At 64.1% G+C, this 12841-nt stretch carries 10 protein-coding genes and 1 tRNA gene; 4 read left to right on the forward strand and 7 right to left on the reverse strand.

Annotated elements, in window-relative coordinates:
* Positions 1–5: 5 nt before the first annotated feature.
* Both NA5_RS25610 and NA5_RS25615 read left to right on the forward strand, forming a co-directional pair.
* Positions 6–485 carry a peroxiredoxin gene (locus NA5_RS25610; protein ID WP_062990402.1) on the forward strand — a complete coding sequence of 160 codons (480 nt, stop codon included), beginning with the start codon at positions 6–8 and terminating at the stop codon, positions 483–485.
* Positions 486–517: 32 nt separating this feature from the next.
* A tRNA-Val gene (locus tag NA5_RS25615) sits at positions 518–589 on the forward strand.
* 617 nt (positions 590–1206) lie between these two features.
* Here NA5_RS25615 and NA5_RS25620 read toward each other — a convergent pair.
* The 4 genes from NA5_RS25620 to NA5_RS25640 form a co-directional block, all read right to left on the reverse strand.
* On the reverse strand, positions 1207–1806 hold the full coding sequence (locus tag NA5_RS25620; protein WP_157110622.1) for a hypothetical protein: 600 nt from the start codon (positions 1804–1806) through the stop codon (positions 1207–1209).
* A gap of 205 nt (positions 1807–2011) precedes the next feature.
* Positions 2012–3589, reverse strand: coding sequence for an MFS transporter (locus tag NA5_RS25625; protein ID WP_245672393.1), 1578 nt, complete (start codon positions 3587–3589; stop codon positions 2012–2014).
* Positions 3577–5739, reverse strand: coding sequence for a hypothetical protein (locus tag NA5_RS25630; RefSeq protein ID WP_157110623.1), 2163 nt, complete (start codon positions 5737–5739; stop codon positions 3577–3579). The genes NA5_RS25625 and NA5_RS25630 overlap by 13 nt, the downstream gene beginning before the upstream one ends.
* 1226 nt (positions 5740–6965) lie before the next feature.
* Positions 6966–7403, reverse strand: a complete 438-nt coding sequence (locus tag NA5_RS25640) for a hypothetical protein (RefSeq protein ID WP_174555269.1) — start codon at positions 7401–7403, stop codon at positions 6966–6968.
* A 94-nt stretch (positions 7404–7497) separates the two neighbouring features.
* Between NA5_RS25640 and NA5_RS25645 the strand changes: the two genes are divergently transcribed.
* Together NA5_RS25645 and NA5_RS25650 are read left to right on the forward strand one after the other, a co-directional pair.
* Positions 7498–8169, forward strand: a complete 672-nt coding sequence (locus tag NA5_RS25645) for a class I SAM-dependent methyltransferase (RefSeq protein ID WP_245672394.1) — start codon at positions 7498–7500, stop codon at positions 8167–8169.
* Positions 8170–8274: 105 nt separating this feature from the next.
* Positions 8275–9504, forward strand: a complete 1230-nt coding sequence (locus NA5_RS25650) for an NAD(P)/FAD-dependent oxidoreductase (RefSeq protein ID WP_062990410.1) — start codon at positions 8275–8277, stop codon at positions 9502–9504.
* Between the two features lie 40 nt (positions 9505–9544).
* Here the strand turns inward: NA5_RS25650 and NA5_RS42905 are convergent, their stop codons facing one another.
* The 3 genes from NA5_RS42905 to NA5_RS25660 all read right to left on the reverse strand — a co-directional run bounded on the left by NA5_RS42905 (position 9545) and on the right by NA5_RS25660 (position 12424).
* Positions 9545–9679: a hypothetical protein gene (locus tag NA5_RS42905; RefSeq protein WP_281201757.1), complete on the reverse strand. Its 135-nt coding sequence runs from the start codon at positions 9677–9679 to the stop codon at positions 9545–9547.
* Positions 9680–9921: 242 nt separating this feature from the next.
* A complete protein-coding gene (locus NA5_RS25655) occupies positions 9922–11715 on the reverse strand; it encodes a serine/threonine-protein kinase PknD (RefSeq protein WP_371856459.1) in 1794 nt (597 codons plus the stop codon).
* Positions 11716–11797: 82 nt separating this feature from the next.
* Positions 11798–12424 (reverse strand): hypothetical protein, encoded by a 627-nt coding sequence (locus NA5_RS25660; RefSeq protein WP_062990414.1) that lies wholly within the window; start codon positions 12422–12424, stop codon positions 11798–11800.
* Positions 12425–12841 lie beyond the last annotated feature (417 nt).

Below are 12841 nucleotides of genomic sequence, written 5' to 3' on the forward strand. Positions count from 1 at the left end.
CAGTGATGCCAGTCGAGGTTGGCCCGCTGGAAGTCGGCACGCTCGCGCCGGATTTCACTCTCAAGGATCAGAACAACCAGGACGTCACGCTCTCGAACTACCGGGGCAAGAAAAACGTGCTGATCGTGTTCTATCCGCTCGCCTTCACCGGCATCTGCCAGGGTGAGCTGTGCAAGGTCCGCGACGAGTTACCCAAATTCCAGAACGATGACGCGGAAATCCTCGCCATCTCCGTCGGCCCACCGCCCACCCACAAAATCTGGGCCGCCGAACAGGGCTACATCTTCCCGCTGCTGTCCGACTTCTGGCCGCACGGCGCCGTCGCCCAGTCCTACGGCGTCTTCAACCAGAAATCCGGCTACCCCAACCGAGGCACCTTCGTCGTCGACCGCGACGGCGTCATCCGCTTCGCCGAAATGAACGGCCCCGGAGAGCCCCGTGACCAGGCGGCTTGGGAGAAAGCGCTCGCCGCGCTAGAGTCCTAGACCGGCCCGTCGGTCACCCACCGACGGATCCCGGGCGTATAGCTCAGTGGTAGAGCTCTGGTTTTACACACCAGCGGTCGGGGGTTCGAACCCCTCTGCGCCCACAACTGAAGTTCCTGATAGGAGCAGTTTTCCCTCCTCTGAACAGACCGGCGGATCTGTCCGTCTGCTTTGGCCCTGGTGTGGGTCGGGTTGCACAGAGTATCGGGCAGGCACCGCCTGCCCGATAAGGCCTGCCTTTTTCGCGTAGAGGCTCCAGGTGGGTGGCCGCCAGGCCGCGCAGGCGACGCCGCCAGGCGCCCTTGACACTGGAGGGGCGCGGAAACACAATGCGGGCCGACCCACCACTAGGGCCACGCGACCGAAGGTCGCGAATGTTCCACGAGCATCGCTCGTGCACGCGGGCACCCATCGCCCGCGCATCGACCACGCATCGTGAACCGCCGTCCGATGACTTGTACCGTGCAGTTCTCGCGGATCTGTAGACCGCCACCGATGCAGACGAGTCGACCAGCTGGAAGCGACACCCCGAGGTGTCGATACGAACGACAACGGAGTCGGCGCCGGTACCGCCACCAGAGGTCCCGCCGACGGTGATCGAGGGCCCCTTGGTGGAGTAGTCGCCGATGCCCCATGTATCCGACAGCCAACGACACGAAGCGACGGGCTGGAACATGCGCCTGCTCCACGGTTTGCTCCACGCTGCTGCTGCTGGAGAAGATCATGGGCGCGGAGGATGCGACGGTCGCGGTAGTGCTAGGTCAGAAACAAGAGCCTTCGCTAAGCCGGTGCTGGGACGTGACTTCATTCTCTGAACCCATTGCGCGATGGCTGCGATGGCCGAGAATATCGCCGTCGCACCGGCCAGCCACGCGGTATCGGTGAGTTTCGCGGTCTCGAACTCGACCTTCCGTAGCCCCGGCACTGGATATTGTCCGTTGCCCGAGGCCCATCGGATCACGAAGCCGACCTGGGTCCCGAGGTCGGTCGGAGGGCCGGAGCCGATCATGGAGCGCAGCTCCGGTCCCTTCCCGTTGAGATAGACCAGCGTGAACGTGATGAAAAGTGCCACTGCCACCGCGGAAACGGTCGTCAAACCGGCAAGGGCCTTGGTGCGCGCCCAGAGATTGATCGACGCGGCGAGGATGGTCAGGAAGATCGCGAGGCTGGCGAGAATGGCCCACTTGCCGCTGAGGTTGGAGTGGGACGGTGGATTCTTCGACCAGAGACCCACGAGCGTGGTGGTGATGTGGGTTTGGCCGAAGGCATTGCTCCAGATCGTGCCGTCGGGGCCGCCCGTGGCGAGCCACGGTTTGAACAACAGGGTGAACGTGATGATGCTCCCGATCGCGGCACACAGGAAACCCCAGTTGTCACGGAGCAGGGTCGCCAGTGGTTGCACCCCCATCCGGAGTTTGGCGAGGTCGACCCGGCGCCTCCGGGCACGGCCCGGAGAGCTTCTCGTCGAGCCTGCCTGCAGCTGCCGGTCTCGACTCGCTCGCCAAGGAGTTGGCTGCACCATCGCGCTAGTTCCTCCTCATTGGATCGATAGATGATGTGCCATCCATTAACGGCTCGCTGATCATGGAAGGAGGTTGTTCCGTTGGTTTCGCCACGGACAGCGGATCCGCGATGTCCTCCAGGGACTGACCTTCGGCGTTCACGCCGAAGAACCAGGCGACCAGACCACCGAAGATCATGAACCCGGCGCCGATGATGTACCCCACCGTGAGCGGGAACCGGTCGGGACTCGGGTTGTCGGCGCCACCTACCAGATGCCCGAAGAGGAACGGCGCTACGACCCCGCCGGCGCCCTGCGCGATGGCGAAGAAGAACGAGATGGCTTGACCGCGCAATTCCAGCGGGAAGATCTCGCTGACCGTGAGATAAGCAGAGGACGCCCCCGCCGAGGCGAAGAAGAAGATGACGCACCAGAAGAGAGTCTGGGTGGTGGCATCGAGAATGCCCGCATTGAATGCCCATGCGGAAACGAAAAGCAGGAAACCGGAGCCCAGGTAGGTCGCGCATATCATCTTCCGGCGACCGATGTTGTCGAAGAGGGGGCCAAGTACCAATGGGCCGATCAAGTTACCGATGGCGAACGGGAAGAAATAGTATCCCGTGTGATCGGCTGGGACGTCGTAGAAATTGATCAGCACCAAACCGACGGTGAAGAAGATTGCATTGTAGAGGAATGCTTGCGTTGCCATCATCGTGAAGCCGAGAAAAGACCGGGAAGGGTAGCGGCCGAAGAAGATCCGAGCCATCTGAATATAGGAGAGCCGGTCGGTGTCGACGATGTCGAGGGCTTTGCTGTCATCGACCGGAGGCAGTTCGACGCCTTGGCCGCGGACCTGCGCTTCGATCTCATCGACGGTGCGTTCGGCTTCGGCTGCCCGGCCGTGGGTGAGCAGCCAGCGCGGGCTTTCGGGAATGTGGCGGCGCACGAATATGATGATGAATCCGAGGACGGGTCCGATGAAGAAGCCGAGCCGCCATCCCCATTCGGTTGGAATGAATCGCTCATTGAACAGGATGAGGCTGGCCGCCGCGCCTATTGCCGCGCCGCCCCAATAGGTCCCGTTGATCGCGATGTCCACGCGGCCCCGATACCTGGAAGGCATGATCTCGTCGATGGCCGAGTTGATCGCGGTGTATTCACCGCCGATTCCCGTGCCTGCGATGAAGCGGAACAGATACAGCGACCAGGCACTCCAGGCGAACCCGGCGAGACCACTGCCGACCAGGTAGATCGCAAGTGTGAGGATGAACAGTCGCTTGCGGCCGAGCCGGTCGGTAAGCCGGCCGAACACGAGCGCGCCGACGACTTGGCCCGCCAGATACCACGACGCCATCGCGCCGACCTGCCCGCTTGTCAGATGTAGGGTGCTTGCATGCTGCAGGGGCCCGCCCATGCTGCTGACAATCTGGATCTCTATACCGTCCAAAACCCAGGACACACCGAGACCGACGACGATGAGCCAATGGAACTTCGTCCACGGCAGCCGGTCCATTCGGGCGGGAACGAGGCTCCGGATTACTTCTTTTTGCGATGTTGTCACTTGACGATCACCCAACCTGTCAATGGAAATTAGTTCGTCCACGGCCCTATATTGGTTCCAGCTAGTTGCAGATCGACATATACGGCCCTATTCTTCTGCCGTATCGCTTCCTGGCGGAGATTTTGATCGTCCGGAGTTCGGTAATATCGTTCTCCCGTTTCGGCCAGATCCCGGGAAAGCCGGTACGCAATGTACCTGCGGGTGTCTTCATCGGCTTGTGCAAACCTTCCTGGTGTTACGACACGCTGAAAATCATCGAACGTCGCATAGTTCCGCCGCACCGTATCCCAAACCAATGGATCGGTTTCCCAATCCGCATCACTGCGATTGCGCATGGGCCGGGGGCTGAGGCGGTGGAACAGTGCCGCGGATTCCGCGAATTGGGCATTGTGGGCGTTTCGCTCGGCGGCGCCGTATTGCCGGGAGTTTTCGGCCAGGTCCAAGGCGGCCGCAACTCTTTTCAACGGGCCGTATTCCACCGGATTGTCATCGGCGGACTGCATGGTACGGGCATGCGCCTCGGCCGCCCATCTGCGGATTTCGTTGGGAAAGCGGGCGACAGCGAGAGCACCGATGGCGTCGGCGCGGTCGGCGCCGAGACTGAGGATTGTAGTCATGGCTGCCGAAGCGGCTCGCGCGTTGGTGCCGCCGAAGTCGTCCGCGGCAGCCCTGGCGGCCGCATCGTGCGCATTCTTTCCCAAGGTGAGCCGCGCCATCCAGCTCCCGGCGGCCCGCGGCGGTACATTTCCTCGGAGCAATTCGTAATTCAGGTAATTCATTTCCTGCATGCGCCCGGAGTAATACGTCAACGGTGATGGGCGACGGAACATAAATGACGCTACGGGGTTCGCGTTGAATTCGGCGATACCACGCATTGCCGTTCCCATGGCATGGCCCGGTGACAGCGAGTAGCGCAGGCCCGCCGCGCCGATGTCGGTAGCCGGCCCGCCGGCAGGCGGCCTGCCCTCGAGCACCGCACGAATCTTGTCGACGGTCTGGCTCTGGGCACCGAGCATGTTGAGATCGAGACGTCGCACCAGTATGAAGCCTGCGATCAGCACGACCCCGCCGACGAAGATGGTGGCGGTACCACTGCCCGGTGCCGATTCGAAGATATCGTCCAGCACAAGGGAGTAACCGCCCAAGAACACGATGTAGCCCACCAGCGACCCGGTATCGCCTACAATGCCGACCGCGTTGCGCACCAGAATTGTCTGAGGAAGGCCCGGTATGAAACCTCCCACGGCGAAACAGAGAATGAGGAAAATCGCGCGGAAGACCGCCGACAGTGCGGCGAGGAAGATTTTGATCGAAAGATAGGACATGAACAGCAGGAGGACGGTGCCGAATATAAGAAGTATCAGCCCGGTGCCGATCTGCCCGGGACTCGGATTCTTGATCTTGGCGTAGGCGTAGGCGTCACCGCAGTCGCGCATGCCTCGTGCGACCTGCGATTCACTGCCCGCTAGAGTTCCGGACGACCAGGCTGTACGGCATCTCGGCGAATCGTCGATGACATGACCGAAATTCCATACCTGCAGCGGATGTCGAGCGAAATTGTCGGCCACGGTGCTGTTCAGGTCGGCGACAATTGCTCTCGGGTCCGCGTTGGATTCGCCGTTCAGCCCCGCCGCGACCGAGATCCCGACGTCGCGCCCCTGGGCCAGAAGGCCGTTCGACGACAACACAGCGGCAAGCGGATGCGCCAGATAGCCGACGCCGACCACGGCTACAGCCAGCATGAACACGACCTGTAGTGCAGCCTTGGCGTGGTATCCGCGGACGACGAACCAAGCGACGACGAATGCGCCGATAGACACCGCCACGGTCAGCATGATCGGGGTCGCGATCTGATCCCTCAGGCCGTCGGCGACCGCATTCAACGGTTTGCTGAGCCAATCGAGCCAGCGAAAACTCACCACGAAGCCGGTCAGCCAAATCGCACTGATCACGATGACCATGTACACCGTGAAGAGCAGGCCCAACACCATCGCAAAAGCCGTCTCCCGCGGGTTGAGAATGCTGCTGTCGGTCGCAAACAGGTAGTTCGACAACGGAATTCCGGACGAGTCGCGGATATCCGTCCAGGCCAGTCCGTCGATCGCGGATGTGCTCCGGCCGCCGCCGACCGTGTCCGCGCGCCCGGCGGCGGCACCGCCCGAGAGGGGCCAGATCACCAGCAGAACCAGCAAGGTGATGAGGAGACGGACGGTGATGCGCCGGGGGCGGGTGGCGGCGGCCCAGACCCGACATCGTCCGAGTACGGCCCACGGCGACCAGCACATCGGGTCCCATGCCTTGGACCAGCGAAGACGGAAGTCCGGATCAAGCCTCGGCAGATACTGTCGCATGTGGCTTCCTCTCGGCCAGCCCGGAAGGCCAGATTGCCTGTGAGTTACGTCACCGTTGCTCCACTATTAAACGTGCCGTTACTTGTTGGTGCAATGTTTCGGTCACTTTGAGGGGTGGGGTCAGGCGGCTGTGACGGCCTGAATGGATCCATTAGCGCCCGACCGGCAACCGTGTTGTCCCGATGTCCCGGCGCAGCACCTGCGGAATCCTCCCCGAGAACGACCGCTGACAGCTGCCACGTCGTTGCCTGACCGACGGTGCAACCCCTCTTGACATTCGCGCCGCCTACGCGCTGACATCATTGTTGGGTGCTGGACATGTACGTCGCATCTGGAACGAAAAACAGTTAGTCGCAGGCGATTACGTGTTTCCGCCGACGAGAAGACCTCGCTGGCGGCCATGCAGTACTTGGTGGCGTAGACGATCACCGCACAGATCCACCAGAGCCCACCACCGATCGTTTCGAACTCGCTGAAGTCGGTCTGCCACACTCGGTTCCGCTCCATGGATCGTGGAATACCTTGCGCTGCAAGAGCACCCATGTCTTGCGGTCGGCCCGATAGCCGCGGCAACAGCAGCCTGCGCCGTCGCAGTGCCCGCTGCACCGTCGAGGTCGAGACCTCGTGGCCGTCGGCGCGCATTCTCGATACGCTGCCGGATCGCTTCCACCGTGCGATCTTTCGCGATGCGCTCGGGCCAGCAGAGGGCCGCGATGAACACGATCAGCGGCAGACCGAACACGATGAACGACCCGAGCGCGATCATCGGTGCACCCCGCCGATGATCGACCAGCGGGCGAAAGTCTCACGCGGGCAGGCGCATTCGATGCCACACGCCCCATCGGTCGATTCAGCGTCACCGCGTCGATATGGCCGGAACTCGGAGCAAAACCACATCGGTACCCGATGCCTGGCGGCGCGCTTTTACACACCAGCGGTCGGGGGTTCGAACCCCTCTGCGCCCACCGAAGAGGTACCGGCTAGACAAGTGTTAGCTGGTTTCAGACGTTTGCCCACACCCGGTTCGTGAGGGCACCAGGGCGAGGCCAGCCCAGTGCGCATGGTCGTCAGCCCCTCGTGGTGCAGCCTTGACGCGTGGTTCCGCTTGTGGATGGCTCGTTGTTGCGTGTGCTGTTATGAGGGCACGAAGATCGCGGTCGCTTCGTGAGAGAGTCCCGCAGGACGCGGGGAATCTTCATCGGTTTGTGCCAGGTGTAGCAGGCCGAGGATGGCCGCGTAGGCGATCCGCGCCCGATGTTCCGCACGCTCTGGAGCAGGCCGAGTTCGCGGTAAGTGCGGGTCATGAGTTCCAGCCGGGCACCGTTCACCCGGCCGACCGCGTCCCTGCCCCTGGGATCGTTGCGGTCGCCGAGCAGGCTCAGATGCACCGACGGCGCGAGCGGCTGGACGGCCTGCACGACCGTGATGAGCAGCTCGCGCAGCCGCCGTTCGGGATCGGCGATCGCGGCAAATTCGGCGAGCCCGCCTTCGCCGTGACTGCGCACCCACTCCGCGAGTGCTGCCGCCTAACCTCCCGCAGCCCCCCGCTCGGCGAGCTGGATATGCACGATGATGCCCGCCAGGCGTACCGTCGAGCTTGTGAGCAGTGGCGCCGTGCCAGCGGCAGCGGTGAACGGCTCGGACCTGTGGGCCCGGGTTTTCGCGGCGCTGTATGACCCTCTGCTGTGGATGGGCGAGAGGTCAGGGATGGGCGCTCGGCGACGGGATTTGCTCGGCCGTGCGAGGGGACGGACTGTCGAACTCGGCAGCGGTACTGGGCTCAACCTGGAGTACTACCGTGACGGCCTCGACGAACTGATCCTGACCGAACCGGAGCCCGCGATGCGTACGCGGTTGGCGCAGAGACTGCATCGCAATCGACGTCAGGCACGTGTGCTCGATGCACCGGCGGAACAACTGCCGTTCGAGGATGAAACCGTGGATACGGTCGTCTCAACGCTCGTGTTGTGTACTGTCGACGACCCTGATCCGGTGTTGCGGGAGATCGGGCGCGTGTTGCGCCCCGGCGGCCAGCTGCTGTTCATCGAGCACGTGCGTTCGGAATCGCCGCGACTCGCCCATTGGCAGGACCGCCTCGCCAGCCCGTGGCGCCGGTTCGCGGAGGGCTGCCACTGCAACCGCGCCACCCTCGACCTGATCCGAGCGTCCGGCCTGGAGCTCGAAGACGTACAGGAAACGTCGTGGCGTCGAATGCCCCCGATTGTTCGACCGCTGATTATGGGCGCGGCGACCAAAGCTACATCTGACTGAAGCTGCGCCCCACTCGGCCGCGTGCCGACGAGCTCGCGCAACCCGCGCGAGTGGTACCAACCTCACCAGGCACACAAATAGAATGACGAGGTGCAGCGTGCTGCAGTGACGGATCCTTCGCGGGTCGTGGTTCTCGGGTCCGGGTTCGCGGGTCTGTGGGCGGCTCTCGGGGCGGCGCGGCGGCTCGACGAGCTCGGGGTAGCGGTCGGAACCGTCGACGTCACGATGATCAGTTCCACGCCATACCACGACATCCGCGTGCGCGACTATGAGACCGATCTGAGCACATCCCGCATCCCGCTGAGCGCTCTTCTCGATCCGGTCGGAATCAAGCACATTATCGGCGAAGTGACGGCGATTGATGCTCTTGCGCGGGTGGTGGAATCCACCGCGGGGACTCATGGCTACGACCGACTGGTGCTCGCGTTGGGCAGCCAGGTGGTCAAGCCCGATATCCCTGGCCTGCGGGAGTTCGGTTTCGACATCGACACCCACGACGCGGCGACCAGACTGCAAGCGCACCTGCGCGGGCTTGGAAAGGGCCCCGCTGACCCGGCGGCCGCGACAGTAGTCGTCGTCGGGGCGGGTTTGACCGGGATCGAAGAGGCGACTGAGCTGCCCGCGATACTCGCCGACGCCTTCGCGACATGTGCTGTCGCACCGCGGGTCATCCTGATCGACCACAACCCCTTCGTCGGCTCGGACATGGGCGCATCGGCGCGACCGGTCATCGAGGCTGCGCTGGCCCACATCGGCATCGAGACCAAGTTGGGTGTCAGGGTCGTCGCCATCGATGAGCGCGGCGTGACGCTCTCCTCGGGTGAGGTGGTGGCCGCCGCCACCGTCGTCTGGTGTGCTGGCATGCGGGCCAACCCGTTGACCGCCGATTTCGGGATCGACCGTGACGGGCTGGGTCGACTCCCCGTCGACGACTATCTACGGGTCTGCGGTGTGCCCGGGGTATTCGCCGCCGGTGACGTCGCCGCCGCGAAAATGGACGACGAACACATATCGGTGATGTCCTGTCAGCACAGCCGCCCGATGGGCCGATGGGCCGGATATAACGTCATCGGCGATCTTCTGGGCAAGCCTATGAAGCCGTTGCAGATCCCTTGGTATGTAACGGTTCTCGATCTGGGACCGGCAGGCGCGGTGTACACCGAGGGCTGGGAGCGTCACGTGGTGGCGCGCGGCGTCGAGGCCAAAGACACCAAACGCGCCATCAACACCCGGCGTATCTACCCTCCGTTGAGCCGGGACCGCGACGCATTGCTGGCCGCGGCCGCCCCCGAACTTCAGGCGGCACCCGAGCACGGGCCCGAGTCCACCCATTGACTACCAACGGGATACAGAATCCGACAGCGGGCAACCCGGTTCAGCTGCGGACACCGAGTGTGCCGTTCCAGTTGGGAGTGTCGAGACCGGCGCGGCTGGCCAGTGCGAACATGGCGGCGAGGTCGTTGTCGGTGCGCGGTTCGGGAATGGTGCGGCGGCTCGCGCTCCTCGTCACGGTCGTAGGTCGCGACCGCTACGGCCGCCCACCACGCCCATAGGAGTCGCGCATCCGGCAGGTCGTCGGGGCGCCCGGGCCGGTGCAGCTTCGCCAATGTTGTTCTCCTGGTTCGCGTTCGGTGTCAGCATAGCCATGGAGCCATTCGGTGAGGCAGCTTTGTCATGGGATGCAGTGAGGCGAACGCCGCCGTGTCTTCCCGATCGCGGCACCGCTTGGATCGTTTGGGCAGTCCGGGTGGATCAACCGACGGGGAGTTTCACCACCGGATCGGGGCCCAAGTCGGTGACATATACGTCTCCCGCCGTGTCGACCGCCAAACCCTGGGGATTCTTCAGGCCGGTGAACGGCAGCGGGGTCGGCGTCGACGCGCCCGCCGCCAACCTCACCACCCATTTGTTACCCCAGTCGACGACGTATACGTCTCCGGCCGTGTCGACTGCCAAACCCTGGGGATCTTTGAGCCCGGTGAACGGGAATATGGTCGGTGCCGACGCGCCCGCCGCCAACCTTGTCACGTGCTCGGTACCCAATTCGGTGACGTATACGTTGCCCGCCGTATCGACCGCCACACCGTCGGGACCTTGCAGACCCGTCAACGGCAGCGTCGTCGGCGCCGACGCGCCCGCCGCCAATTTCAACACCCGGTCGTTACCCCGGTCGGCGACATATACGTCTCCCGCCCTGTCGACCGCCACACCACGCGGATCCTTCAGGCCGGTGAACGGCAGCGGAGTCGGCGCCGACGCGCCCGCCGCCAGTTTCATCACCCGATCGTTACTCGTGTCGCTGACGTATATGTTGCCCGCCGTGTCGACCGCCAGATCCTGGGGATTCTTCAGGCCGGTGAACGGCAGCGGGGTCGGCGCCGAGGCGCCCGCCGCCAGTTTCATCACCCGATCGTCACCCATGTCGGTGACGTATACGTTGCCCGCAGCGTCGACCGCCACGGCGGTGGGGAGGGATACGTCGGTGAACGGCAGGGAAGTCTGTGGCGAGTAGCCCCCGGCTATAGGTGCGGGCGGGTTGCCACCGCCGCCTGATTCCCGTTGGACGCCGATGACGACAGCTACGGCGGCCACCACCGTCACCGCGACCGCGGCGGCGAGCAGCCCAGCGGCCTTGGGCGACAATCTGATTCGCCGCCGGAGGCGCGCGGCCACGCCCCCGGTGGTGCTGACCGCGGAATCGCCCACCGCCGCGCAGGCGGCCGCGGCCAGCTCGCGCACGGTCTGGTAACGGTCGTTGGGATCTTTGGCCATTCCCTTGGCGATGACCGCATCGAACGCAGTCGGTACATCGGGTGTAGTCGTGCTGGGACGCGGCGGCGGGGTGTGCAGGTGATGGGCCAGCACACCCTGCATCCCCAAGGTGCTCGCAAACGGCGGCCGACCGGTCAGGCACTCATGCAGCACGCACGTCAACGCGTACACGTCCACTCGGGCATCGGCCTTGACGTCCGAGCCGATCTCCTCCGGCGCCATGTAGGCGACGGTGCCGATGGTCTCGCCGGTCGTGGTCAGCGTACGGTCGTCGGCGGCGTGGGCGATCCCGAAGTCGATCAGGTAGGCGAACTCATCGGCCCCCAGCAGGATGTTGGTGGGTTTGACATCGCGATGAACCAGCCCGGCATCGTGGGCCGCCTGCAGCGCGCCTGCCACCTGCGCGATGATCGCCACTGCCCGCCGCGGCGACAAGGCCCCTTCTCGCGAAAGCACTTTGCGCAGGTCGGTGCCCTCGATCAAGCGCATGTTCAGATAGAGCCGACCTTCGATGTCGCCGAAGTCGTGGATGGGGATCACGTGCGGCTCGGTCAGCTGTGCCACCGCCCGGCACTCCCGACGGAACCGCTCGCGCAGCTGCTCGTCATCGGCGAAGCGCTCGGGCAACAGTTTCAGCGCCACCACCCGATTGGTCAGCGAATCATGCGCCCGCCACACCTGGCCCATGCCGCCCTGACCCAGCAGCGACAGGAACCGATAACGTCCGAACGTCTGCTCTGGTCCCCAAGTGGCGTCCCCGCCACCCACTGACATGTCATCCATTGTGCCGTCCCCTGACCACTTGTCTGGCTAACGGCCGTACTCGCTTCCAACCCGCGCCCGCGAGCAGGCGAATTCAGAACCTGTCCGGGAACTGGGTGACGATGCCCTGGCTGAGGACGTCGGCGAAACCCATCATGTGCGCCTTGGCCTCGTCGAACGTGGCGGTCGCCTCGCTGTTCCTGCCGCCGATGACGGCGCCGGAGTCCGCGACGGTCTGGTCGATGTGAATGCCCAGCGCCTCACGCATGTCCTGCTGCGGCCAGTTGGGGTTGAGCCCAGCGAAGAAGTCGGCGATATCTCGAGCGTTGGCATGCCAGTCCGCGACTGCCCTGTCGAGTGCTGGTTTGTAGCCGATCCTGGTGGCGGTGAGGACTGGCACCGCCTGCAAGATGTGGATGGTCAGCAGGCCGGTGAGCTGCCGGGCGACCTCCTGGCCGTAGTACGGTGCGAACGCGTTTCCGATGTCGACCTGGTTGCGCAGCAGTCGATCCAGACGAGGCAGCAGTGCGACGGGGTCGTCGGCGAATGCGACCACGACCGCCCAGGTCCCGTCCATGTGCTGACCCCATAGCGTCCGCATCTCGGCGTAGAACTCGGTTTGCGCTGTCGCGGCGGGCGAGGCGTGCAACACCTGCGCCGACGCGATTGCCGCAGAATCGCACACGGGGAGGACGCCGCCGGGGAATGCGAGGACTGCCATCGTCGCCGCAGTGACCGCGGTAACGGGCAATGTGCTGGATGGGCATGATGGTGCCTTCCTGAAAGAAATTCACCGTAGTCGGGCCCTGATGCGCTGCCGACCTGAACTGGTTCAACCCGACCCGATAGTGGTCGAAGTTTCCGCAATACCCAATACAAATCGGATTCTACGACACCGCCGTCGGCTACGAGCCGCGTCGCCGATAGTGGTCATCTCGATCCCAGCCCGCGGATACCGGCACGCCCGTTCGTCGGTGGATGTCCATGGCGCCGACCACCACCGACGGTTCGGTAGGCCCACGATTCTCGCAGTACTCGGGCGATGGCAAGCGGCTGCCGACGCGGCTCTACGGGCGGAGACCGTGGGCTGGCCAGCACCTGACTCGGATCTCACAAGAGGGGAGCCGGGCCCTGTGAT

The sequence above is a fragment of the Nocardia anaemiae NBRC 100462 genome, from assembly GCF_001612725.1.
GTDB classification, from domain to species: Bacteria; Actinomycetota; Actinomycetes; order Mycobacteriales; family Mycobacteriaceae; genus Nocardia; species Nocardia anaemiae.